This is a genomic window from Caballeronia sp. dw_276 (genome assembly GCF_018449635.1).
In the GTDB taxonomy this organism is placed as follows: Bacteria; Pseudomonadota; Gammaproteobacteria; order Burkholderiales; family Burkholderiaceae; genus Caballeronia.
In genome coordinates this window covers 287,657-311,702 of sequence record NZ_JAAVUV010000001.1, presented here as the reverse complement: position 1 = coordinate 311,702, position 24,046 = coordinate 287,657, and the positions used below count along the sequence as shown (strand labels likewise).

The following is a 24,046-nucleotide window of genomic DNA, read 5'->3' as shown; positions in this document are numbered from 1 at the left end:
AAAGCGGCTCCTTCCGGAGCCGCTTTTTGCCTCACTGGAACGCCACTTCAGCGAACCCGCGCAACTTGCGGCTATGCAGTTTCGATAGGCCGTTCATGCGCAGCAATTCCATTGCCATCACGCCGATCTGCAAATGCTGATCCACTTGCGCGCGATAAAACTGATCCGCCATGCCGGGCAGCTTCAGTTCGCCGTGCAGAGGTTTATCGGAGACGCAAAGCAGCGTTCCGTATGGCACGCGAAACCTGAACCCGTTCGCGGCGATGGTCGCACTTTCCATGTCGAGTGCAATCGCGCGGCTCTGCGATAAACGCTGTACCGGCTCGCGGTGATCGCGCAATTCCCAGTTGCGGTTATCCACGCTCGCAACGGTTCCGGTACGCATCACGTGCTTCAGGTCCACGCCTTCGAGCTTGGTTACCTGCGCGACGGCTTTTTCCAGCGCGACCTGGACCTCGGCCAGTGCGGGAATCGGAATCCAGAGCGGCAAGTCGGCATCAAGTACGTGGTCTTCGCGCACATAACCGTGCGCGAGCACGTAGTCGCCGAGGCGCTGCGTATTTCGTAACCCGGCGCAATGCCCGAGCATGATCCACGCGTGCGGACGCAGCACGGCGATGTGGTCCGTGATCGTCTTGGCATTCGATGGCCCCACGCCGATGTTGATCATCGTGATGCCGCTGCCGTCGGCGCGTTTCAGGTGATACGCGGGCATTTGCGGCAGGCGCGCGGGCGCCACGCCTTGCGGTTCTTCCTGCAGATCGGCAAGGTTTTCGTTGCCTGTAATCACGTCGCCCGGTTCCACAAACGATGTGTATTCGCTGCGGTACTTGCGCGTGTCCTCGTCGTCCGCCTTGGACATGATCCTGCGGCCGAGTTTCACGAATTCATCGATATAAAACTGGTAGTTCGTATAAAGCACGTAGTTCTGCGTGTGCGTGGGCGAAGTCGCGGTGTAATGCTTCAGCCGATGCAACGAGAAATCCACCCGCGCCGCCGTAAATAACGCGAGCGGATGCGGTTCGCCCGGACCGGGTTCATACGTGCCGTTCACGATGCGGTCGTCGAGCAGCGCGAGGTCGGGCATATCGAAGATATTGCGCATGGCGAGCAGCCGGTCGCGATCCAGGTCGCCTTCCAGGTGAATGCCTTCGGCAAACGCGAAGTGAATTGGAATGGGCTGCGCCGACACGCCGACTTCAATCCCGACATGATGGTTCTTGGCGAGCAGGCGCAATTGCTCGCGATAATAATCGCCGAACATGTCCGGCCGCGTGAGCGTGGTCTCGAAGATCCCCGGCCCCGCGACGAACCCATACGAACGGCGTGAATCGATCTGCGTGTTCAGCTCGGTCCGCACGCGCACGAACGGATAACACGCTCTCACGCGATGCGAAAACGGCTCGTTTTTCCGGTAACGCGCGAAGGCGTCGCGCAGGAACCCGGTATTGGCTTCGTAAATGGCCGATACCCGTGCAACCGCTGCCACGGGGTCATCGAAAGATTCCGTGGGGAAGTTGCTGGCGGGCGTGGAATGGGTGGATTGAGTCCGATCGTTTGTCATGTTCTTCATGCGCTCTTGTGATGAATCGACATTAACACGGAAGAACCACGAGCCCATGAACACCCCTCCCGCCGATGCGTTTCTTCAACACATCGGGGCACAACGCCATGCTTTATTTGAAACCAGCGCAAAATAAGGCATTTGCGACGATTCAAATGTCCCTTAGCATCCCTCAAGCGGGTGCGTTTTGCTAAAATTCGGGGACTCATCTGGAGAAACATCATGAAGTCGCTTCAATCTGTCGCCATCGCGGCTGTTCTGGCCGCAGCCAGCATCGGCGCAAACGCGCAGAGCCTTCCCGCTCAATCGGCAGCCGCGAAGGATGCAGCTCCGGCGCACGTCATGTCGCCCGAAGAGAACGCCGGCCTGCCCGACCTGAGGGCGATCAATCGCCCGGCAGCGGAAGTCAGCTCGAAGGTGGAGATTTCGCCGCCGCGCCTGCCGAGCTATCACGAGACCAGCACGAACGGCACGGAAATCACCGAATATCGCGACAAAGGCAAGCCTGTCGAGATCAACGTGCGCTCGAATTTCGGCACGCGCTATCAGATGAGCGCGCCCGCCGACACGTCGCCGACCGTGCGCGACAACGGCAAGGCGAGCACGCGCCTGCCTTCGTGGAATCTGACCTACTAAGCTTTCATGGCCGCCGGGCTGTACTCAAGCCGCTGCCCGGCGTTCGCCGCTGTCCCCGCCACTGATCCGCACGCCGGTCTGCGCGCCTTCCAACCTCACCGACGCACTCCCGCATGGCCGTATTCACTGCTGTCTCCGATTCCCAGCTCACCGACTGGCTCCAGAACTACGAACTCGGCGAAGTCATCGATTTCCGTGGCATCGCATCCGGCATCGAAAACAGCAACTTCTTTTTGACGACCACGCGCGGCGCGTATGTTCTCACCATCTTCGAAAATCTGACGGCAACCCAGTTACCGTTTTACCTCGATCTGATGCGCCATCTGGCGTCGCACGCGGTGCCGGTTCCCGATCCAATGCCACGTCGCGACGGCGCGTTGTTTGGCACGCTGAACGGCAAGCCGGCGACTGTCGTGACGAAACTCGATGGCGCGCCGGAATTGTCGCCAGGGGCGGCTCACTGCATCGAGGTCGGTCACATGTTGGCGCGGCTTCACCTGGCGGGGCGTGATTTCGCCCTGTATCAGCCGAATCTGCGCAGCCTCGCGTGGTGGCAGGAAAACGTGCCGGCCGTATTGCCGCATCTCAGCGGCGACCAGCGGGCGCTGATCAACAACGAACTCGCGCATCAGTCGGCGTTTTTTGCATCGGCTGAATACAAGGCAATGCCGGAAGGCCCTTGCCATTGCGATCTGTTTCGCGACAACGTGCTGTTCGCGCATCCCACGGCGGACGAAACGCGTCTCGGTGGCTTTTTCGACTTTTATTTCGCCGGCAACGACAAATGGCTGTTCGATGTCGCCGTCTGCGTGAACGACTGGTGCGTCGACCTCGCAACCGGCGCACTGGATACAGCGCGCACGGACGCGCTGCTGCGCGCCTACCAAACGGTGCGTCCATTCACGCCGGCCGAAGAACACCATTGGAGCGACATGCTGCGTGCGGGCGCTTTGCGTTTCTGGGTATCGCGTCTTTACGACTTCTACCGGCCCCGCGAAGCCGAAATGCTGAAACCGCACGATCCTGGCCATTTCGAACGCATTTTGCGTGAGCGCATCAAAACTGCGCCCCCTCCCGCTGACGGTAATTAATCAATGCATTTGATCGAAGTCCCCGCTAAAACCGGTTATGTGTGGTTCCGACAGGGAATCTGGCTGTTTCGCCGGAATCCGCTCGCGTTTCTTACGGTGTTCTTCGCGTATCTGTTTGCCATGACGCTGATTTCGCGGCTACCGGTGATTGGTCCCGTGCTGCCGCTGCTGCTGATACCGGGCGTCGCGGTCGGATTCATGGCCGCTTGCCGCAATACCATCGCGAAAAAGCCGGTCTGGCCGACCGTGCTGGTCGATGGCTTCCGGTCTTACGGGCAGATAGTCGCGCGCCGGTTGCTCGTGCTCGGCGTGGTGTATGTGCTTGCAATGGGCATTGTGTTCGCGTTGTCGGCGCTTGTTGATGATGGCGTGCTGCTCAACCTGATGATCGGCAACGGCCCCGCCGGCGATCCCGAAACCATCGCGGCAAGCTTCAACCCGCTCGCAGTGCTGGTTGCAATGGCCTGCTATATCCCGGTCGCCATGCTGTTCTGGTTCGCGCCGGTTCTCGTGGCCTGGCACGACGTGCCGCCGGCGAAGGCGCTGTTTTTCAGCTTTGTCGGCTGCTGGCGCAATCGTGGGGCGTTCGTGCTTTACGGGGCATTGTGGATTGGCGTGGCGCTGGCGGTATCGTTTGGATTGAGTGCGTTGATGCAAGTACTCGGGGTTGGGCAGGAAATGGCGCTCGCCGTGCTGATGCCGGCCTCCATCCTGGTCACCAGCGCGTTGTATTGCTCGTTTTACGCGACTTATCGCGGGTGTTTTGGCTTGCAATCAGAGGATCCGGCGGACGATATCCCCGATCTTTCAGGACCCACGGCGTGATTCGCTGAAGACGCATAAAGCGCCGATGACCCCCGAGATCATTGGCGCATTTTTTTCGCCCTTTTCATTTGCTTCGTGCACTAACGATTCGCGTGCAGTATCGTTACGTATCGTTCCTAGCGCAGTGAATGCGATCGCCATGACTTCTTCGCCGCAAATCCCGCTCGAGCTCGACGCCCAACTTTGCTTCGCGCTCTACTCCACGTCGCTGGCGATGACAAAAACGTACAAACCGTTGCTGGACAAGGTCGGGCTGACCTATCCGCAATACCTGGCGATGCTCGTGCTATGGGAAAGCGACGCGCTGACCGTCAAGCAGATGGCCGAGCGCTTGAATCTCGATTCAGCCACCATGACGCCATTGCTCAAGCGTCTCGAAGCCCAAGGTTTCGTACAGCGCATGCGCAGCAAGGAAGACGAGCGGCAGGTGCACATCAACCTGACCGATGCCGGCCGCGCCATCAAAAAAGCCATCCGCGGCATCCCGGCCGAAATCTTCTGCGCTGCCGGATCCGACGCTGAACGCTTACTGAAACTACGCGACGAACTCATCCAACTGCGTGGGTCGCTGATGGAGCACAACGAAACTTAACAAATTGATAGAAATTACCAATCGCGTCTGACGCCGATTTAGTTTGCACACTAATGATTAGCGCGATATATTTATTCCCGTGGTGAGCGCATTCCCAAAGACACTTTCTGCCGCAAGCGGCAACCATTGAACAGGAGAAGATCATGAGCGTCCTTTACACCGCACACGCAACGAGCACGGGTGGCCGCGACGGCCGGGCGGTATCGTCTGACAAAAATCTGGATGTGAAATTGAGCGCGCCGAAGGAATTGGGCGGCGCGGGCGCTGCCGGCACGAACCCGGAACAGCTTTTCGCGGCCGGCTATTCGGCTTGTTTTCTTAGTGCAATGAAGTTTGTCGCCGGTCAGCAAAAGAAGGCAATTCCTGCCGATACGACCGTCTCGGCCGATGTAGGCGTCGGCCCGAATGATAAAGGCGGCTTCGCGCTGGATATCGAGTTGCGGGTTTCTCTGCCTGGACTCGATGCAGCCGAAGCGCAAACACTGGTCGACACCGCTCACCAAGTCTGCCCGTACTCGAACGCCACACGCGGTAACGTGGACGTCCGCGTCAAGCTGGTTTAAAGCAATGCCCACGGGGGCGAAAGCCCTCGAGTGTCCTGGTGCAATACGCAAAAATGCCGGCCATTAGAGCCGGCATTTCTTTGCTTCAATAGCGCCGCTTTCGGCGTACCGAATCCTGCTTGTACTTCGTTACGGCCGTTGAATTACTGCGCGAGCCACGAAGGATGACGTGTCGTTGCACGACGATCCAGTTTCTTCATGCGGTATTCGAGGTCGTAAATGTCAGTGGCTTCGGCCAGATAAGCGTCGTTGCGCTCCTTGTCACGCTGGTCGGCGGATTTCGTCAGGAACAGGAAGAGGCGGCTGAGCAGATACATGGTGAACCTCGCTTGGTGATATAGGGTAATTACCTAGTGCTTGAACGAAGTATAGGGTAATCCCTAGTCACGGGCAAGTGTTCAAAAGAACGTATTGATGCAAAAGGCTTTTTTACAACACTCGACCTAAGCAAGCGTTTCGTCGCGAACCGGCGACTGCACGCGGCGTTGATGCTTGAAGAACTCCCAGAGCATCGCTGAAGCCTCCGGTCCCTTGGCCGAATGGAATGGCACGGTATCGTCACCACCGCTCCACGCGTGGCCAAGTCCGCGCACGATACAAACGCGCATCACGCGCCGGCCATTTTTCAAGTAATCCGTCGTCACGCCGTCAGCTTGCGTTTCTTCGCGACGTTCGCCGTTTTGCCAGGCGCCGTTGGCGTCGGTGAAACGGTTCAGACGCAGGAATTCCGAAGTCAACTGCTCAGCATTGACCTTCGACACCACGGAGTCCAACTCGCCGTGCACGATCACGGTCGGCATGCCGGGGTAACTGCCCACGTCGACGGCGGCGTCGATCAAGGCTACGGGATCCTTCCGCGAGCCTCGACGCATGACGTCCATTGCATCAATGCCGGAATTGGCATCGCCGAAGACCACGCCCGAATGCAGGCCAACCGCCGCGAAAACAGATGGATATTTGACCGCAAGCACGGCCGCAAGCCCGGCGCCGGCCGACATTCCGGCGAGATAGACGCGCTCGGCATCCAGATCGTGACGGCCGACAATTTCCCTTACCAGCGATACAACCGAAGCCGCCTCTCCAGCGCCCGAGCCCTCGTACCAGTGCCAGCATCGGTGAACATGCGCTGTTTTCGACTGCTCCGGATACAAAACCGCGAATCCATACCGGTCCGCGAGCAAGTTGACCCGCGTCCCCTGTGCGAAGTCCTCGGCGGATTGCTGGCAGCCGTGCATCATTACCAGCAGTGGCATGCCGGTAGGCTCGGCGTTGGCCGGCAAATACAGGGCGTAAGCCAGGTGGTTCACAAACCGGCCGGCAGCCGGGGGCGCCGAGTGGAACGAGCGTGTCCATTTCCCCGTCGCCCACGCCGAAGCGCGAGGCCGCACCCGCGATTCGCGCACGGCTTGCGTCTTCACCGAAGTTCTCGGCTTGACCGCCGGACTTGGGTTTGCCGCGGGTTTCGCAGCCTTAGCGCTCGTGGGCCGGGCTGCAGTACGCGGCTTGGGAGATTTCGGCGGCGCAATTTGCGTGGCAACCAGGCGTTTCAAGCCTCGCAGCCATAATTTAGTCAGACTTTTAGGCATGGAATTCGATCCTGCACACTGAAAAGTGGGCCGTCAGACCGCGTTGGAATGACGGACGTTGTGCAGTGCACAATAACATTTAATCGGACGCCGTGTGCAAGACACAGAATTTCACCTTGACACACATAGTTGACACGTAGATGCCAGAAGCGAACAAATTAGGCGATGTTGTGCCTATCGGTGCAATTCCCGAAGATTGCTTCCGATAAGTTTGTGGCAGGAGTCGCCCGGTATAATGTCTGCTTTTTCCCGCTATGCGGAACAATCGTCATGCCTGACTTGCCAATATCTCTATGGCTCACCATTACTTCGATCGGCAGCGTCGGCGTCATGATCCCGCTCGCCCTCGCGGTTGCAGGCTGGCTCGCTCTCGGATACCCGTGGCGCTACGCTGTGTGCTGGCTTGTTTTGCTCGGCTCGGCAAGCGGACTGGTCTTCGTCACCAAGCTTGCGTTCATGGGCTGGGGCATCGGCGTGCGCGATCTGGACTTCACCGGAATCAGCGGCCACGCAATGATCTCGTCGGCGGTGTTGCCTGTCGCTTTGTTCGTGGCGTGCCTGCCCGGCCGGCAATGGGTTCGCGGGCTCGGCGTCAGTCTTGGCGTGCTGATCGGAATCGTGGTCGGGGTGTCGCGCATTCTGTTGAACGCGCATTCGGTATCGGAAGTGGTCACGGGTTGCGGGCTCGGCGCTGTGACGGCGCTTCTGTTCGTGGCGTATGCGTGGCGCGCGGAAGCAGGCAAGCTGTCGCCTGCGCCGGTTGCAGTGAGTCTCGCGGTTGTCGCGGTCGTGCTCCACGGCATCCCTGTGCCCACGCAGCGCTGGATTACCGATATCGCGCTGCAATTATCCGGCCGTGAGCAGCCCTTTATCCGGGCGCGTTGGAAAGCCGGTCAATACGACAAGCCGGTCGCGAAGCCGGCACGGCATATCGACGTCCGCTTTGGTGGCACGACAGAGTCATGAAGTCCCGAGTAAACGAGCGCGCGCTTCCCGTTATAGCCGCGAATATATTACGATGCGCTTTCCATTCATTTCGACCTGGCCATCGTGTTCAAACTCAAACAATCGCTGATCGTTGCCGCCCTCGCCGTTTCTTCCATCGCGCTGCAAAGTGCGGCCCATGCCGATGAAATCGTCGTCTCCGCGGCCGCAAGCCTGACTAACGCATTCAAGGCTATCGGCGACGCCTATGAGAAGCAGCATCCCGGCACCAAGGTCCTAATGAATTTCGGCGCGTCCGACGTGCTCATGCAGCAGATCGTGAAAGGCGCGCCCGCCGATGTCTTTGCGTCCGCCGATCAGAAAGCAATGGACAAGGCCATCGGGGAAAAGGTGATCGCCACCGAATCGCGCCGCGACTTCGCCGCGAATTCGCTTGTGTTGATCGTGCCGAAGGACAGCGCATTCGCGCCCGCCAGGGTGAAGGACCTCACCGAAGCCAGCGTCAAGCGCGTGGCATACGGCGATCCGGCTTCGGTGCCTGTCGGCCGATACACCGAAGGCGCGCTCAAGGAAGCGGGCGTCTGGGATGCGGTCAGCGCGAAGGGCGTGCTGGCGTCGAACGTGCGCCAAAGTCTCGACTACGTGGCGCGCGGCGAAGTGGACGCGGGATTCGTTTTTGGCACCGATGCCGCCGTGATGCCGGATCGGGTGAAAGTGGCGCTGACGGTGCCGACGCAAACCACGATCACCTATCCGATCGCCCAGGTCGCGCAAAGCAAGCATGCCGCCGATGCCCAGTCTTTCATTGCGTTCGTCTTGTCGCCTGAAGGCCAGAAAACGCTTGCGCAGTTCGGCTTCAAGCCGCCAGTGAAGTAAAACTTCATGGATCACGCGTGGATACCGCTGTTGCTGTCGCTGAAAGTGGCCGGTTGGGCGACGGCGATCGACGTCGTGCTTGGCGTCGCGGTGGCGTTCGGTTTGTCGCGCTGGCGCTCGTCGGCGCGTGAACTCGTCGATTCGTTGCTGACGCTGCCGCTCGTCATGCCGCCCACGGTGCTGGGGTATTACTTGCTCGTGCTACTCGGCCGGCGCGGCGTGATCGGCGCGTGGCTCGACAAATTCGATATCCAGCTGGTCTTCACCTGGCAAGGCGCCGTGATCGCGTCGGCGGTGGTCGCTTTTCCGCTCGTTCTGAAATCCGCGCGCACGGCATTTGAAGCCGTCGATCCGCAGTTCGAGCGTGCGGCGCGAACGCTCGGCGTCACCGAAACCGCCGTGTTTTTTCGCGTCACATTGCCGCTCGCCGCACGCGGCATTCTGGCTGGCGCGCTGCTCGCGTTTGCGCGGGCGCTGGGCGAATTCGGCGCCACACTGATGATCGCGGGCAACCTGCCGGGCCGGACGCAGACGCTTTCGGTCGCGGTGTATGCAGCCGTGCAAGCCGGCGACGACAGCACGGCAAACGTCCTGGTGATCGTGACATCGGTGACCTGCGTAGTGATCCTGCTCGCAGCAGGGCGATTGTTGCCCCAGCGTTCGATGGCATCGGTACGTTGATATGACCGCTCTTTCCATTCGCCTGCGCAAGCATTTCATCACGCCCGAGCGCGATTTCCTGCTCGACGTAGCGTTCGAATCGACAAGCCAGCGCATCGTGCTGTTCGGGCCGTCGGGCGCGGGGAAAAGCCTGACGCTGCAGGCTATCGCGGGATTGATCCATCTGGACGAAGGCGAGATCGTGCTGAATGGCACCACGCTGCTCGATATGAACAAGGGTATCGACCTGACGCCGCAGGCGCGGCGCATCGCTTATCTGTTCCAGGACTACGCGCTTTTTCCGCACCTGAACGTGCGGCAAAACATTGCGTTCGGCCTCAAGCGCGGCTGGTGGAATCCGTCGAAACACGTGGCGCATGCGGACATTGATTACTGGCTGAACGCGTTCGATCTGAAGCCGGTTGCACGGCAATATCCCGGGCAATTGTCCGGCGGGCAAAAACAGCGTGTGGCGCTGGCGCGGGCGCTGATTCCGCATCCACAACTGCTCTTGCTCGATGAGCCGTTCTCCGCGCTCGACATGGCGCTGCGTCAGCGCATGCGCCAGGAACTTGCGGACCTGCAAAGCCGCCTGGATATTCCCATGGTCCTCATCACGCACGATCCCGACGATGTCGCCATGTTCGGCGATCAGGTCGTGAATCTGCGCGAGGGGATCGTGCAAATTCACGATGCCGGCAGCATCAGTCCGTCACGCCAAGAATCACGCTCGACGCCTTGAACGCCGCAATCGCATTCTGACCTTCCGCGAGCCCGAGCGTCTCCACGCTTTCATTCGTGATAATGGCGGTGACCGTGGTCGAGTCGTCGAGCGCGAGCGAAACTTCCGCGTTCACTGTGCCGCGCGTCACTTTCGAGACCTTCCCCTTCAATTGATTGCGCGCCGAGATGCGGACCGGCTCGTCCGCCATCAGGATCACCCACGACGCCTTCACCAGTGCAAACGCGCCACCGCCCTCCTTGAGGCCGAGCGACTCGGTGCTTTCGTGCGTGACGATGGCGACGATCGATTGGCCGCCCGACAATACGAGTTCGATTTCATCATTGACCGCACCGCGCGTGATCTTTTTAACCTTGCCGAATAACTGATTGCGTGCGCTGGTTTTCATGCCGATTCGCCCGATGAGTTGCCAGTCGTGCTCAAAACCTTCGATCGCCGCGCCCGCACGTTCAAGAAACAGCCGGTGTTCTCGTTCGATGGCGCCATAGGTATCGATCAGTTTCAGCGCCTTTGGCGTCAGCGTCGTCCCGCCGCCGCCCTTGCCGCCCGTCGCACGCACGACGAGCGCAGCGCCCGCGAGGTTGTTCATGGCATCGATAGCGTCCCACGCCGCCTTGTAACTCATCCCGACTGCTTTGGCCGCGCCTGTGATCGAGCCGGTTTGCTGGATGGCCGCGAGCAAGGCAATGCGCGTCGCGCCGCCGAGCGTCTCATTGCCGCTGCGAAACCAGACGGCGCCGCCGACTTCGAGGGGTTCGTCACGCATTTCGTGGGTCATGGCTGCGTCGTCGGCTGGTTATAAAGTCTCGCAATTATATTGGATGCCTAAAAATTACCTGATACGCGGCTTTTTTATCTTGCGCAGGATACGCTCGCCTTCGGCGGCGTGCATTTGCTGGGCCGCGATCGCGAAGCCCTTCGCCAGGCCTCTTTGGAAATCACCGGCTTCGTCCAGTGCTGCAAGGCGTTGTGCGGCGACAGCTGCGTCGTTGCCATCGCCCAGAACGGTCTGCAAATCGCCTAGCGCCTCCTCGACGTCCTTGCGTGTGGATCGCGTGACGATCGAGCGGAAAAACTCGAGCGCGTACCGCAGGCGCTTGGCGTGAATGCGCACTTTGTGCCGCGTGCGTGCGTCGATGGTGGTCAGATCGGGCGCCCGCGCGATCTTCCGATAATGCTTGGCGATGCGCTTTTGCGCATGCTCCCCGAGCGTGCGATGCGCAAACTCGGGCGGCGCTTCGAGCGCACTGAACCACTGCACGAACGACAAGGCGAGGCTCGCGTAACGCGGCGAGTTCATCGCGTCAATAAGGCGCTCGCGCGCGGCGATGCGCTTTGCATCGGCGGCGCGCTTTATCGGGGACCATGAATCTCGACGATGTTCGTCATCGACGGCGGCGTAGACGGCGAGGGTCGTGTCGGTGAAGACATCCCAGTCGCGGGCGTCGGCGAGCAAGTCGCCAAACCACGTCAAGTCGGGCGCGACTTGCGTGTTCCAGGTTTCATCGATCCATTCGGGAAAGAGTTTGAGCGCGGTTTTGAGGCGTCGCTGCGCCACGCGCAATTGATGCACGTGCTCCGCTTCGAGCCCGCCGCGCGACGCAGCGTCGTTGCCGAACCAATGCGCCGCCACGGACTTGCCGATGTCGGTGAAGGCATCGGTCGGCGTGGCGTGCCGCGGCAATTTAAGCTTGTCGGCTTTCACCGGCTCGTGCACGCCGGGATCGATGTGAATTGGCATGATCACGAACGGCAGCGCCTTCGCGATCTCACGCGCGAGAGCAAACAGGGCCTCACGCGATTCGGGCGCCGCTGCAAGCGTCAAGGTGGCCGTGTGGTCCGTATTGACCCGAAGCGTTGCGCGGACCGCGCCAGGTGTATCCCATTCGCTGACTGCTGCTTCGGATCCTTCGCCAAGGATGGGGTCGCTATCGCCGAGGTGCTTCTGCAAGTCAGCCAGCATTTCTTCTGACGCGATCCACGCTCTTAGATCATCCTGCGCGCCGGCCGCGGCCTCCACGCGACGGACAAGCGGCCATTCCCCCCGACACGCGGCAAACATCGTCTGCTTTCCACGCGCTTCGATTTGCACGTTCCAGCCTTGCAAATCCGCCTCGACTTTTTGCGTTCGCAACATGAAATCGCCACGGCGTGCATTGGAAAACGAGTCGAGTTTTGAGAGCGCCTTCTCGGGCGGCGTGTTCGACACATCACGGGAAACCATCACCAACTCGACAAGTTGCAACATAAGTTCTCCACCATGAACGCGGCACTCGATAAGGCAGCAAGTCCCAAGCCGCGCTTTCAAATCAGACGAATTTCAATACTTTCACGTGTCATCAAAACGCAATAAAGCGCGTGCAAACATGGACGGCGTCACTGCCAGATGCCCACCCTCCGCTATACCCGCAGCTTCCGCACAAAGGACGTTACATGCCTGACTTGACCCTTCCCGATAGCAACGACACGCAAGGGCGAACGCTCGGACGGCGGCTCAGCATGCCGCTCTTCCTGATCGTGATTGCCGGCGGCATCATTTATTGCGTCACGCATTTACTGCACGACCTCGAATCGGTCCAGCAATCATCGATATTGCCTTACGTGCTACTCGGTATCGCGTTGATGATCGCGCTGGGTTTTGAGTTCGTTAATGGCTTCCACGATACCGCCAACGCCGTCGCGACGGTCATCTACACACATTCCCTCGCGCCGAATCTTGCAGTCGTGTGGTCGGGCGCATGGAATTTCCTCGGCGTGCTGGTATCGAGCGGCGCGGTTGCGTTCGGCATCCTGCAATTGCTGCCGGTGGAACTGATCCTCGGCGTCGGGACATCGCAGGGATTCGCGATGGTCTTTGCGCTTTTGATCGCCGCCATCATCTGGAACCTGGGAACGTGGGCGGTCGGAATTCCATCGTCGAGTTCGCATACGCTGATTGGATCGGTGATCGGCGTCGGGCTGATGAACCAGATGTTGCATGGCACGTCGGGGACATCGGGCGTGGACTGGGGGCAGGCGCTGGCGGTCGGCAAGTCGTTGCTGTTTTCGCCGCTGATTGGCTTTCTGCTGGCCGGCCTGCTGCTTTATGTGATGAAGCTCGTCGTGCGCGTTCCCGCGCTTTATAAAGAGCCGAAGAAAAACACGCCGCCGCCCTTCTGGATTCGATGCCTGCTGATCCTGACCTGCACGGGCGTTTCGTTCGCGCACGGCTCCAACGATGGTCAGAAAGGAATGGGACTCATCATGCTGATCCTGATCGGCACGGTCCCGACCGCTTACGCGCTGAACAAGGCCGTGACGCCTGCCGAGACGCAAACCTTCGTGTCGGTCGGCCATCACGCGTCCGAAGTGCTCGGCAAATACACGAATGGCGCGGCGCCCGTCGCCGATCCGCGCGCCATCGTGCAGCACTACGTGCAAACCAAGACGGTCGAGCCAAATACGATCGTCGCGTTGAAGCAGCTCACCGATATCATCGACGGGCAAGTCGGCACGTCGGATTCGATGGCGACCGTGCCGCAAAATATCGTGGGCAACGTGCGCAACAACATGTACGTGAGTTCAGAAGCGCTGCGCCTGATGGACAAGCAGAACGCGCCTGCTTTCGCGCCTGAAGATGCCGCCGTGCTCAAGAACTACAAAGGCCAGCTCGATCACTCGACGAAGTTCATCCCCACTTGGGTCAAGGTCGCCGTCGCGGTCGCCCTTGGACTCGGCACGATGGTCGGCTGGAAGCGCATCGTGGTGACGGTGGGCGAGCGTATCGGCAAGACGCATTTGACGTATGGGCAAGGCGCTTCGGCGGAACTGGTCGCGATGGTGACAATCGGCGCCGCCGATATTTATGGCCTGCCGGTCAGCACGACCCACGTGTTGTCGTCTGGCGTCGCGGGAACGATGGCCGCGAATGGCTCCGGCCTGCAATGGAAAACAGTGCGAAGCCTGGCGCTTGCCTGGGTTCTGACCTTGCCGGTTTCCATCGCGCTGGCGGCGGGCTTGTTCTGGGTTTTCCGCGGCTTGTTCTGAGCGTTTCTCTCTTCTCCCGACCTCACGCGGCGGCGGTTTTTCGAACCCTCGTCAAACTGCCGCTTCGCTTGCAAAATTTCCCGACCGCTGACCGGCTTTTGTCTGCACGCAAGCGCTGTATCGATCCCGACCCATATCCATCAAGCACCTCCGCCGATGGCACACCGCTTGCTCATAGGATCAGGCAATCGCGAAGGTATCGGCGATGCGGGACACGACAAGCTTCACCATCCGCCGATACTCACGCCGCCCCGCTCGCGGCATCGCCATTCACTCTTCAGCAGACGCCAATAATTAAGGAGAAGTGGAATGACTATCGGAACAATTTTGCTAGTGGTGTTGATCCTGTTGCTGCTCGGCGCTTTCCCGTCGTGGCCGCACAGCCGCAGCTGGGGTTACGGCCCAAGCGGTATTCTGGGCGTGGTGCTGATCATCGTGATCGTGCTGCTGCTCATGGGCCGGCTATAAGTCACTAGTCGCAGATCATCGCGTCATCGCCCGCGGGCAGGGGAACATTCCTGCCCGCGGGCGATTTACATTCCCAACGCTCATCAAGGAGTACGGATTTCATGAACCTTCATCTGGAAGGAAAGCTGGCGCTCGTATCGGGATCGACGAAAGGCATTGGCCTTGCTATTGCCACCGGGCTCGCGCGCGAAGGCGCACATGTGATCGTGAACGGGCGCAAGCAGGCTTCGGTTGATGAAGCCATCGCCAAGCTTCGCGCCGCCGTGCCGGATGCAAACGTAGAAGGTTTCGCCGGCGATCTATCCGACGCCGCGCAAGTCAAGGCGGTGGTCGCGAAGTACCCGGCGGTCGATGTGCTCGTGAACAACCTCGGCATCTTCGATCCCAAGCCGTTCGCGGAAATTCCGGACGAAGACTGGCAACGTTTTTTCGATACCAACGTCATGTCCGGCGTACGTCTGTCGCGCGCTTATTTGCCGAAGATGAAGGAGAAGAACTGGGGCCGCGTAGTGTTCATCAGCAGCGAAAGCGGTGTTCAGATCCCCGTGGAAATGATTCATTACGGCGTGACGAAGACGGCGCAACTGGGGTTGTCGCGTGGACTTGCCGAGGATTGTGCCGGGACGGGCGTCACGGTGAACGCGGTATTGCCGGGCCCAACGCATTCCGACGGCCTCGACGAAATGGCGGCCAAAGGTATGGGCGACAAGACATTCGCGGAGTTCGAGAAGGGTTTCTTCGAAACCGAACGGCCGAGTTCGCTGATCAAGCGTTTCGCCACAACCGAGGAAGTCGCGAATATGGTTGTGTATGTGTGTTCGGAAGCGTCATCGGCCACGAACGGCGCAGCATTGCGCGTGGATGGCGGCGTGGTGCGGTCGGCGTTTTAACTGCTCTGAGCCGGCCGCGCGATCATACGCGAAGGACTCGCCCATCCGGACCGATCAGCGGCGGCAGCTTCGGCAATGAATCGGTCGATTTCGGCACGGCCTTCGCACGACCCGCGTTCGGTGACGCCGAAGGCGCAACCGTCAATGCCGGTGGCGGGGACATGGTTCTGTCGGCGACTTGTTTGACGGCGGGTCCGCTCTTGCGCTTCTTCTTGGACTGCGCGGATACGACGCTGCGGGTCTTGGTCTTGGGCGTGTGCAATTGCGATTCAGGCGGATTCCAGACTTCGACATAACGTTCGGCGGCCATTGCGGCGGCGGATCCTGCACTCAGGGATGCAGCCAGCAAAGCCAGTACGACGTTCGATGAAAGTGCGGATAAAACAGGTCTCACAGCAAGCGCTCCAGATTGTTCAGTGTCCACCAGCGCGCGAAAGTATAGCGTCGAGCGAGCGCTGCGATGTGTCGAGTTCAAGCAACGCGCTGTCAAGCCGCTGCAGCGCCAACGCGACCGTTCCGCCGCCTGCGCCGAGTTCCGGCTCGGCGCGAGTGGCATTGAATGCCGCCGATACCGCGCGCGTTGCCTGCACATACCGCGCGAGCGCGGCGGCCTCAGCAGAAGAATGGCTCTCAGGGCGGTTCATTTCGTGTCCATGCAATAGCATCAACCTGTATGAATATACAGTAATGCCGCGCGTGAGAACAGTACCCGTGCGGCGATCTGGTGAGTTCCGAAGTATGCGCGTAAACCCGTCGCGTTTAAGTTGCGCTTAATTGTCGGAGGGCACATTTCACAACGCGAGCTTTCAATACCGCCAGTCTCTGGCGACTTTTCACCGGGGCTTTCACGCGAGGACACGCCATGGCCGCCAGCGCATCGTTTCAGAACATCAAGTTGACGATGAAAACCGAGCACGCGTTGCCGTTGCATCAGTGCCGCCTTTCCGAAGCCGTCGAGCGACCTTGGGGCAAGGCGTACCGGATGGTCGAGTGGGCACGCAAGAGCGACCCTTGCAGCCAGCTGAGCGTGGTGCCGGCGGAATTCACGACGTCCGAGATCGCGGAAGTGCTTCGCGCGCACATTTCCGGACGGCGCTACGGTCCCCCGGATTCGGACGGAAGCGTTTGATCAACGAGCGGCATCGGCGATTCTCGATAAAACTTGATTAAGTCCATAAATGGACTAATATACGATTCAAGTTCAAATAGAGACTCATGCCATGCCCCGCGTTCAACGCGTCGCGCGCCCTGTGCAGGCGCCCCGACCTTCCATTGCCGATATGTCCGCAGCCGGTCTGCGCGCATTTTTCAGTATCGCAAACGACTGGACCCTCTCCGCCGACGAGCAAATCGTCCTGCTCGGTACTCCCGGCCGTTCCACGTTTTTCAAATGGAAAGCGGCGCCGCAAACCGCACGCCTTGGCCGCGACACGCTCGAGCGGCTTTCGCTGATTCTCGGCATTTATAAAGCGCTGCAAATCCTGTTGCCCCAACCCGAAGCCGCCGATGGCTGGATCAAGCGCGCGAACACCGCCCCGCCGTTCGGCGGACGGCGCGCGCTCGACCGCATGCTTGCGGGCAATGTCAGCGATCTGGTGGCTGTCCGCCAGTATCTGGATGCAATGCGAGGCGGCTGGGCGTGAGCAATCTATCCAATGTGCCCGAGGCAGAGAACGACTGGCGTGCTCGCTGGCCGCACGCTGAACTCGACTGGTCGCCGGCATATCGCGTGATTCCAACGCGGTTTCCGGCCGTCAATCTCTTTGACCGCGTGGCGTCGCCGCAAGATTTCGAAGCCCTTTATGCGCTCGAAGCCATGACCAACGACCGCCTGCGAACAGAAGTGGGCGAACTGGACCTGGTCCCGTCCGACGAACGCCGGTATGGCGCTGGTTACGGCCCGATCATGGCCGCGTTCACGCATCTGAACCCGAACGGCAGCCGCTTCTCAGATGGCACCTACGGCGTGTTTTATTGCGCGCGCGAAAGACGCACGGCGATCGAAGAAACGCGATACCACTCGGCGCTTTTTCTCGCGCATACCCAACAGGCACCGCTGCGTCAGCAAATGCGGCTTTATACGGTATCGGCGCAAGGGGAAGTGCTCGATCTCTGCGGCGGCCGCTTGACCCAAAGCGCGCTCGATCCGGAGATTCTGTCGCCATCGGATTACGCGGCGGGACAGACGCTGGGACGCGCGGCACGCAAGGCAGGCGCGCGCGGGATCGCGTATCCGTCGGTGCGGGATGAAGGCGGCGAATGTCTCGCCGCGTTTCGCACGACCTTGCTGCGCGATTGCCACCATGCCGCGTATCTGGAGTACGAATGGAACGGCGAAACGGTCACGAACGTCTATGAGATGAGCAAGGTCGGCTAGTTTTCTGAGCCAATCAGCCGATGGCAACTGCCGTCGGCGAGCGCACCCGCGCGATCTTTTTCGTCGCTGGCCGCGCGGCTTTTGATTTCACCTTCGGCGAGGCCTGTTTTCCCGAGGCCGCTTTGACCGCAGCAAGTGCTTCCGCCTTCACGTCCTTGCCCGAACTCTTCAAAGCGGCGGCTTTCTGGCTGGATTTTGTCAGCAACCGCGCCAGACTCGGGTCTGCCGTATTCGCCTTGCCCTTGCGGGCGCGAGCCGCTTCACGCGCGCGGCGTTTTGCATCCTGTTCGAGAAAAATGGCGAGCGTTGCTTCATCGGATTTGAGGCCTGAGCGGCGTGACGCCGGCAGTTCATCGGCGAGTACGCCGGCTTCGAATGCCTCGATCACCGCCGGATGCACATAACATTTGCGGCAGACAGCCGGCGTATTGCGCAACATCTTCGATACCTCCTTGATCGTCCCCACCACATGCTTGCGCGCCTCGGTCACCGTTTCCCAGGCGAGCTTGCGCAGCGCGGCCAGCGCAAACACGCTGCCCGCCCACGTCCGATAATCCTTCGCGGTGAAATCGGCGCCGGTGATTTCGTGGAGATAGTCGTTGATATCGGAGGAGCTGATGGCGTGGCGCTGACCGTCGGCATCGAGATACTGGAAGAGTTCATGTCCCGGCAAATCCATGCATCGTTTCACAATTTTCGCGATTCGCGGATCACTCACCGATACATCGTGGTCAATCCCGCTCTTGCCGCGAAACTGAAAGCGCAGCGTGCCGGATTTGACGCTGAGGTGCTTTTTGCGAAGGGTGGTCAGGCCATAGGACTTATTGTCCCGCGCATATTCTTCGCTGCCAACGCGAACGAGCGTGGTGTCGAGCAACCGGACAACGGTCGCCAGAACCTTGTCGCGCGGCATGCCTTGCAAGTCGAGGTCGCGTGCGACGCGGGCGCGCAGTTTCGGCAGGACTGCGCTGAACGCGAGCATGCGTTCGTATTTGGTGGCGTCGCGCGTTTCGCGCCATTGCGGGTGATATCTGTATTGTTTGCGGCCGCGCGCGTCGCGTCCGGTGGCCTGCAGATGTCCACGCGGGTCCGGGCAGATCCAGACGTTCGTGTAGGCTGGCGGGATTGCCAGGGCGTTGATGCGCTTGACGTCGGCATCGTCGGAAAGTTGTTTGCCCTGGGTGTTGAAGTAGACGAACGCGCCGTTTTTCCATTCGCGCGTGTAGCCGGCGCGGGAATCATCGACGTAGCGCAGACCCGGCGGCAGGTCTTCCGGGCAGCCTTTGATATCGGTGGATGAGTCGGTGACAGAATCTGTGACTGGGGAGGTCGGCATTATTGCTAGTCTCGCAGAAGTCGCCCGTCGGGCGGTTTGGGAGGACTAAGCAAGCGTAATGCCGCGACCGTTCGCGCGTTTTAGCGGAATCCCTCGGCCAGCGACCCGGCGCCCTTCGCCCAGCCCTGCTTGACCGACCATCTTTGATCCGTCCCGGCCTCCACAATCGTCAGCCGTCCGTCGTCCGTGTACGCGCCGGTATCGATAAAAATCTGCGCCCCGATCTGCTTGATCGCCTTGACCGGCGTATGCCCGCAATACGTAGGCGACAAACCCCGCTGCGTGGAAGGCTTTCCCGTGCCGAGCGCGAGCGAGCGTCCCCACAGCAATTGCTGGCGGACATCGTCGGGGAAATAGGCAACTTCCAGATCGGCGTCGCTGCCAAAAAATTCTGCGTGCAGCACGTTGAAGCGCGTGGCGCCGTCACCGACTATGCGCACGAGCGGCACGCTTGCCAACTTCCCGGCCAGGCGTTGCAACTGTTCGTCGCTCAGATTCGATGCCCACGCGCCGCCGATCGAATACCAGACGTGACGCTGCATGCGGCCGTTGGCGACGGCGCACAAAGCGTCTTCGTGGTTGCCGAGCACGGGATAAAACCAGGGCTGGTCGAGCAAATCCAGCGCCGCGAGCGAATCGCTGCCGCGATCGACCAGGTCGCCGACGGAGAACAGCCGGTCGCGGGCGCCATCGAAGCCGATTTCATTCAGCAGATAACGCAATGCGTCGACGCAACCATGCAGGTCGCCGACCACGAGGTCACGGCCAAGCTTGTTCGCCGGATGCCAACAAACGACGGGATGTGTAGCAGCAGTCATAGCCAAATCTTCTTCGTACACGGCGCACAAGCGCGCCCAATCTTGAAAGCAAGTTCACATTCTGAAACGCGCGCCGCCGATACGCAATCTCCGCAATGCGACAAGGCAAAATTTGCCGTGCCGCACCGCACAAACGCGCATTTAATACATACCTAATCCACCAATTACTGCGGCGTGGCGCGCAATTTGGCAACCTGGGCGCCGGTCGTAGTCGATTGTGGATTGCCGAAGGTCTTCGTCACATAGTTGCTGATGGCGGCGATTTGCTCGTCGTTGAGCTGATCGGCGAAGGCCGGCATGAAGACATTGGCCGTTTTCGTCTCGCGATTCACGCCATGCAGCATGACCATGGTCAGATTGTTCGCCGCCGATGCCCCGACCACGCTGTTATGAATCAGCGATGGATACGCGCCCGCAGCACTTCCACCACGTCCTTCGCCGGTCCAGCTATGGCACGTCGCGCAATTGGCGATGAACAACTGCGCGCCGTTCACGCCGCTCACCTGTGTGCCGCGCATCGCGATGACGTCCTCGCTGGTTGGCTTGCCGAAGGAATCGCGCGGACGGGCATCGCCGCCGCCTTGAGCCGGAATCGTACGCAAATACGCGACCATCGAACGCAAGTCTTCCGAGCTCATGTATTGCGTGCTGTTCTGAATGACATCGGCCATCGGGCCTGCTGCGTTTGCGCGGCCATGCACGGCACCGGTGGCAAGATATTGCGCGAGTTCATCGTCCGTCCAGTTGCCAACGCCCGCATTCTTGTCCGGCGTGATGTTGTACGCATGCCAGCCAGAAAGCTCGGCGCCGCTGAAGCGTTCACTCGATTTGAGGCCTTGCGTGATGTTGCGCGGCGTATGGCATTCCTCGCAATGCGCGAGACCTTCGACCAGATACGCCCCGCGATTCACCTCGGCGCTCTGCTTCGGATCAGGTACGAAACGGCCTTCCTTGAAGTTGAACATGTTCCAGAACACCATCAGCCAGCGTTGGTTGAACGGAAACGACATCTCGTTGCGCGGCGGTGAATAGTGGATTGGCGCGAGCGTGTTGAGGTAGGCGCGGATGGCGAGCACGTCGCCGTCCGTGACCTTCGTGTAATCCGCATACGGGAACGCCGGATACAAGCGCTCGCCGCCCTTGCCAAGACCCTCGTGCATTGCGCGAAGGAAGTCGGCATCGGTCCATCGGCCGATTCCAGTGTCCGGATCGCTGGTGATGTTCGGCGTGTAGATGGTCCCGAACGGCGTGTTGATGGGCAGGCCGCCAGCGAAGGGACGGGCTTTATCGGCGGTATGACACGCGATGCAGTCGCCCGCGCGCGCGAGGTATTCGCCGCGCTTGATCAAATCGGCACCAGCTTGGTTGTCCTTGACGGTCGTGGCCGTTTCCGCGCCATTTGCAGCGCCTGCGGCCGTTTGCGCCTGCGCGGGTTCTATCAGGGAATGGACATTCATCGCTCCGGCTATGCCGAGTGCAAGCACCGCGAGCGCGGCGCCAAAACGTTTTATGGATGTGCGGGCGTCGCGGGGTTTGTGGTTCTTCATCATGGCTCTCCGTCGGCGCGCAATCAAAGTTCTTTCTTCAGTTTGTCGGCGAGACGCAGCGACAACGCGGACAGCGTCAACGTGCAATTCACCGATGCCGCCGTCGGCATCACCGCGCTTCCGGCCACGAACAGATTCGGATGGTCGTGCGTGCGGCATTCGGTATCGACCACGGAATCCTTCGGGTCGGCGCCCATGATCGTCGTGCCCATGATGTGATTGTTCGGAGCGAACTTATCGTCGAAGGTGATCTCCGTGCCGCCGAACAATTCCGCGATGCGCGCGTAATGCGTGCGGGTATCGGCGGCGCTTTTCTTCACGTAATCGTTGATGGAGTAATAGATCTCGGGTTGCGGAATGCCGAGCGAATCCTTGTGGTCCGATGACGGCAGCACGCGGTTCTGCGTTTCGGCCAGATGCTCGTGGAAGCTGTTGATGTTCATGGTGCGCGCCGCGCGATCGCGAATCTGGCGATCGAGCTCGGCCCCGCTCAAACCCTTCGCGATGAGATCCGCTGTGATCGCCATGGTCGGCACGCCATTCGACAGATGCAGCTTCTTCGCCGCGTATTCGGAGCGGAAAGCGCCATCGCGGAAATTGACGATGGACGTCATTTCCATCGGCCCGCGTCCCGGCCACAAGGTTTCGTTGGCGAGGAACGTCACGCCGGTTCCAGGGTGATCCATCAGGTTGCGGCCAACCTGGTCCGAGCTGTTGCCAATCCCGGTCTTGAACCTGTCGGACACGGATTGCAACATCAGCTTCGGCGTTTCGATGCCGTTCGCCGCCAGCACGAAAAGCTTGCCCGTGACGCGCGTGCTGTTGCCGTTCGGGTCCTTGTAGTGGACGGCCGTGATCAGGCCTTTGTCGTCGGATTCGATCTTGTAGACCACGGCTTGCGGGATCAGCTTCGCGCCCGCGCGTTCCGCTTTCTCTGCGTGCGTGACGCCGTTGTACATGGCCGCGATCGGGCAGATGGGCATGCAATTGTTGTTGCCGCAGCACGTGGGGCGCGAATCGTACGGGCGGCTATTGCGTGCGACCGGTTCCGGCACGACGTGGAATGAGTCGGCGTTGAGGACATCGGAGAAGCGCTGGTCCATGTAGGAGAGCGGCAACATGTCCATGGGATACGGTTTGGAGCGCGGCGAACCGAGATCGACATCGCGCCCCGGACCCGATACCCCCAGTTGGACCTCGGCCGCCTGATACCACGGCTCCAGCGTTTCATACGAGATCGGCCAGTCGCGACCTACGCCATACAGCGTCCTGATTTTGAAGTCGGCGGGCAACAGACGCCATGCGGCTGCGGCCCAGTGCCACGTCGTGCCGCCTACGAGCCGCAAGTATTGCGATGCATAGGGATACTCGCCCTTCTGAATCAGATAGTTGTTCTCGGGCGAATACTCGGGATGTGGCGCGTAAGGCGTGGATGGATACGGCGTCGCGAAATCCGATTTCGCGGGCGAATTGCGGAAGTTCTCGACGATCTGCCAACGCGGAATGCGCGGCCCGGCTTCGAGCAGGATCACCGATGCGCCCGCGCTTGCGAGCTGATGGGCGACCAAGCCGCCCGCGACGCCGGATCCGACGACCACGACATCGGCCGAATTCGAATTTGCCATTATGTATTGTCCTGTGAGGTGCTTATATGCTGCGGTCGCGCTGATCAGCCACGCGCCGGCGTGATTTTTATACGGCCTGCGTCAGGCGGCGTTCGGCGCGCCAACTGCCGGCGGCTTTTGCGTCCAGTAGAACGGGACATCGCGGCAATAGGATGGGATGGTCAGCACGTCGTTGACCGGATCGAACATCAGCGCGCGTTCGTAAGCCACGACGCTCGTGTGCGGCCCATCGCCGACCAGACCCAGATACCACGCGCGCATGACAGCGGTGACCGTGCCGGCGAGCTTGGGTGTATCGGCTTTCAGCGCCTGCGTGACCGTGTCCGATGGCACGCCACCATGCGCTGCGAGCCATTCGTTGAGCGCGGTGACGTTCGCGACGAACTCGCTATCCGACTTCGATAACGCGTCGTACACGCGCTGCGCCAATGCGGGGTCGAAGCTCGTGCGGCCGGTGAGCTTGCGCGAGAGCAGGAGGAAACCTTCGAGGCCGGCGGGAGGGGTATCGGCGAATGCCTGCGAGAAGAGTGAAGGAAACCCCATTCCCGCCGATGTGAACGCGAGCGCGACTGCCGACGCACATGCGCCGAGGACGAATCGCCGGCGTGCAGCGGAGTGCCTGGTCGAATGGGCGGGCGCCGAGGGGTCGTGAAGCTGTGTCATTGATTGATGTCCCGATTCGCGTTGTTGCGGAAGAGCGATGATCAACAGGCTCGGTCACGCGGAGGTCGGTGAAACAGAGGCTGTCGATATCTTTGAATATGTGAGGCCGTATCTGGAGACAAGCGCAAAGGGAAACTCATGCGCTGAAAGCCCGTTGGAATTTGAAAGCTGCCCGGGCAATAATCGCGGCGCGACAGCTTAACGCGATTACCGCCA

The 24,046-nt window shown here is 60.3% G+C and carries 27 protein-coding genes; 15 read left to right on the top strand and 12 right to left on the bottom strand.

Features of this window, described 5'->3' with window-relative positions; genetic code table 11:
* Positions 1–31 precede the first annotated feature (31 nt).
* The gene (locus HB633_RS01340; RefSeq protein WP_213776565.1) at positions 32–1,564 is read right to left on the bottom strand and encodes an AMP nucleosidase; all 1,533 of its coding nucleotides are present in this window, start codon (positions 1,562–1,564) and stop codon (positions 32–34) included.
* 222 nt (positions 1,565–1,786) lie between these two features.
* Here HB633_RS01340 and HB633_RS01335 point away from each other — a divergent pair, with 222 nt between their 5' ends.
* The 5 genes from HB633_RS01335 (at position 1,787) to HB633_RS01315 (ending at position 5,271) form a co-directional block, all read left to right on the top strand.
* A complete protein-coding gene (locus HB633_RS01335; RefSeq protein ID WP_213776267.1) occupies positions 1,787–2,200 on the top strand; it encodes a hypothetical protein in 414 nt (137 codons plus the stop codon).
* Between the two features lie 113 nt (positions 2,201–2,313).
* Positions 2,314–3,291, top strand: coding sequence for a homoserine kinase (locus HB633_RS01330; protein ID WP_213776266.1), 978 nt, complete (start codon positions 2,314–2,316; stop codon positions 3,289–3,291).
* 3 nt (positions 3,292–3,294) lie between these two features.
* Complete coding sequence (locus HB633_RS01325; RefSeq protein WP_213776265.1) at positions 3,295–4,116, top strand: BPSS1780 family membrane protein; 822 nt, start codon at positions 3,295–3,297, stop codon at positions 4,114–4,116.
* Positions 4,117–4,255: 139 nt separating this feature from the next.
* Entirely contained in the window at positions 4,256–4,708 is a 453-nt protein-coding gene (locus tag HB633_RS01320) for a MarR family transcriptional regulator (RefSeq protein WP_213776564.1), read from the top strand.
* A 143-nt stretch (positions 4,709–4,851) separates the two neighbouring features.
* Complete coding sequence (locus HB633_RS01315; RefSeq protein WP_213776264.1) at positions 4,852–5,271, top strand: organic hydroperoxide resistance protein; 420 nt, start codon at positions 4,852–4,854, stop codon at positions 5,269–5,271.
* 143 nt (positions 5,272–5,414) lie between these two features.
* On the opposite strand, the gene HB633_RS01310 is transcribed toward HB633_RS01315, so the two are convergent.
* Both HB633_RS01310 and HB633_RS01305 read right to left on the bottom strand, forming a co-directional pair.
* Positions 5,415–5,588 (bottom strand): DUF3563 family protein, encoded by a 174-nt coding sequence (locus HB633_RS01310; protein ID WP_082508548.1) that lies wholly within the window; start codon positions 5,586–5,588, stop codon positions 5,415–5,417.
* Between the two features lie 126 nt (positions 5,589–5,714).
* Positions 5,715–6,857 (bottom strand): PHB depolymerase family esterase, encoded by a 1,143-nt coding sequence (locus HB633_RS01305; protein WP_213776263.1) that lies wholly within the window; start codon positions 6,855–6,857, stop codon positions 5,715–5,717.
* Between the two features lie 270 nt (positions 6,858–7,127).
* Here HB633_RS01305 and HB633_RS01300 point away from each other — a divergent pair, with 270 nt between their 5' ends.
* From HB633_RS01300 to HB633_RS01285, 4 genes are all read left to right on the top strand, one after another.
* Positions 7,128–7,823: a phosphatase PAP2 family protein gene (locus HB633_RS01300; protein WP_213776262.1), complete on the top strand. Its 696-nt coding sequence runs from the start codon at positions 7,128–7,130 to the stop codon at positions 7,821–7,823.
* Positions 7,824–7,898: 75 nt separating this feature from the next.
* Positions 7,899–8,678, top strand: coding sequence for a molybdate ABC transporter substrate-binding protein (gene modA, locus HB633_RS01295; protein ID WP_213776563.1), 780 nt, complete (start codon positions 7,899–7,901; stop codon positions 8,676–8,678).
* Positions 8,679–8,684: 6 nt separating this feature from the next.
* Positions 8,685–9,359, top strand: coding sequence for a molybdate ABC transporter permease subunit (gene modB / locus HB633_RS01290; RefSeq protein WP_213776261.1), 675 nt, complete (start codon positions 8,685–8,687; stop codon positions 9,357–9,359).
* Position 9,360: 1 nt separating this feature from the next.
* Entirely contained in the window at positions 9,361–10,080 is a 720-nt protein-coding gene (locus HB633_RS01285) for an ATP-binding cassette domain-containing protein (RefSeq protein WP_213776260.1), read from the top strand.
* On the opposite strand, the gene HB633_RS01280 is transcribed toward HB633_RS01285, so the two are convergent.
* Positions 10,043–10,858 (bottom strand): TOBE domain-containing protein, encoded by an 816-nt coding sequence (locus HB633_RS01280; RefSeq protein WP_213776259.1) that lies wholly within the window; start codon positions 10,856–10,858, stop codon positions 10,043–10,045. The genes HB633_RS01285 and HB633_RS01280 overlap by 38 nt on opposite strands.
* Positions 10,859–10,912: 54 nt before the next feature.
* Complete coding sequence (locus tag HB633_RS01275) at positions 10,913–12,328, bottom strand: CHAD domain-containing protein (RefSeq protein ID WP_213776258.1); 1,416 nt, start codon at positions 12,326–12,328, stop codon at positions 10,913–10,915.
* A 185-nt stretch (positions 12,329–12,513) separates the two neighbouring features.
* Between HB633_RS01275 and HB633_RS01270 the strand changes: the two genes are divergently transcribed.
* The 3 genes from HB633_RS01270 to HB633_RS01260 all read left to right on the top strand — a co-directional run bounded on the left by HB633_RS01270 (position 12,514) and on the right by HB633_RS01260 (position 15,464).
* Entirely contained in the window at positions 12,514–14,106 is a 1,593-nt protein-coding gene (locus tag HB633_RS01270) for an inorganic phosphate transporter (protein WP_213776257.1), read from the top strand.
* Between the two features lie 309 nt (positions 14,107–14,415).
* Positions 14,416–14,574, top strand: coding sequence for a DUF3309 family protein (locus tag HB633_RS01265; RefSeq protein WP_069638401.1), 159 nt, complete (start codon positions 14,416–14,418; stop codon positions 14,572–14,574).
* 101 nt (positions 14,575–14,675) lie between these two features.
* A complete protein-coding gene (locus tag HB633_RS01260) occupies positions 14,676–15,464 on the top strand; it encodes an SDR family oxidoreductase (protein ID WP_213776256.1) in 789 nt (262 codons plus the stop codon).
* A gap of 22 nt (positions 15,465–15,486) precedes the next feature.
* On the opposite strand, the gene HB633_RS01255 is transcribed toward HB633_RS01260, so the two are convergent.
* Positions 15,487–15,858, bottom strand: coding sequence for a hypothetical protein (locus HB633_RS01255; RefSeq protein WP_213776255.1), 372 nt, complete (start codon positions 15,856–15,858; stop codon positions 15,487–15,489).
* A 19-nt stretch (positions 15,859–15,877) separates the two neighbouring features.
* Positions 15,878–16,108 (bottom strand): hypothetical protein, encoded by a 231-nt coding sequence (locus HB633_RS01250; protein ID WP_213776254.1) that lies wholly within the window; start codon positions 16,106–16,108, stop codon positions 15,878–15,880.
* A gap of 218 nt (positions 16,109–16,326) precedes the next feature.
* On the opposite strand from HB633_RS01250, the gene HB633_RS01245 reads away from it, so the two are divergent.
* The 3 genes from HB633_RS01245 (at position 16,327) to HB633_RS01235 (ending at position 17,841) form a co-directional block, all read left to right on the top strand.
* Positions 16,327–16,593 (top strand): DUF2866 domain-containing protein, encoded by a 267-nt coding sequence (locus tag HB633_RS01245; protein ID WP_213776253.1) that lies wholly within the window; start codon positions 16,327–16,329, stop codon positions 16,591–16,593.
* A 91-nt stretch (positions 16,594–16,684) separates the two neighbouring features.
* Positions 16,685–17,107 carry an MbcA/ParS/Xre antitoxin family protein gene (locus HB633_RS01240; RefSeq protein ID WP_346730242.1) on the top strand — a complete coding sequence of 141 codons (423 nt, stop codon included), beginning with the start codon at positions 16,685–16,687 and terminating at the stop codon, positions 17,105–17,107.
* 14 nt (positions 17,108–17,121) lie between these two features.
* Positions 17,122–17,841: an RES domain-containing protein gene (locus tag HB633_RS01235; RefSeq protein WP_213776561.1), complete on the top strand. Its 720-nt coding sequence runs from the start codon at positions 17,122–17,124 to the stop codon at positions 17,839–17,841.
* A gap of 13 nt (positions 17,842–17,854) precedes the next feature.
* Here HB633_RS01235 and HB633_RS01230 read toward each other — a convergent pair whose 3' ends face one another.
* The 5 genes from HB633_RS01230 to HB633_RS01210 all read right to left on the bottom strand — a co-directional run bounded on the left by HB633_RS01230 (position 17,855) and on the right by HB633_RS01210 (position 23,830).
* Positions 17,855–19,177 (bottom strand): DNA topoisomerase IB, encoded by a 1,323-nt coding sequence (locus HB633_RS01230; protein ID WP_213776252.1) that lies wholly within the window; start codon positions 19,175–19,177, stop codon positions 17,855–17,857.
* A gap of 80 nt (positions 19,178–19,257) precedes the next feature.
* Positions 19,258–19,995: a metallophosphoesterase gene (locus HB633_RS01225; protein ID WP_213776251.1), complete on the bottom strand. Its 738-nt coding sequence runs from the start codon at positions 19,993–19,995 to the stop codon at positions 19,258–19,260.
* A gap of 164 nt (positions 19,996–20,159) precedes the next feature.
* Entirely contained in the window at positions 20,160–21,545 is a 1,386-nt protein-coding gene (locus HB633_RS01220; protein WP_213776250.1) for a cytochrome c, read from the bottom strand.
* A gap of 20 nt (positions 21,546–21,565) precedes the next feature.
* Positions 21,566–23,167 (bottom strand): GMC family oxidoreductase, encoded by a 1,602-nt coding sequence (locus HB633_RS01215; RefSeq protein ID WP_213776249.1) that lies wholly within the window; start codon positions 23,165–23,167, stop codon positions 21,566–21,568.
* 81 nt (positions 23,168–23,248) lie between these two features.
* Positions 23,249–23,830 (bottom strand): sugar dehydrogenase complex small subunit, encoded by a 582-nt coding sequence (locus HB633_RS01210; RefSeq protein WP_213776248.1) that lies wholly within the window; start codon positions 23,828–23,830, stop codon positions 23,249–23,251.
* Positions 23,831–24,046 lie beyond the last annotated feature (216 nt).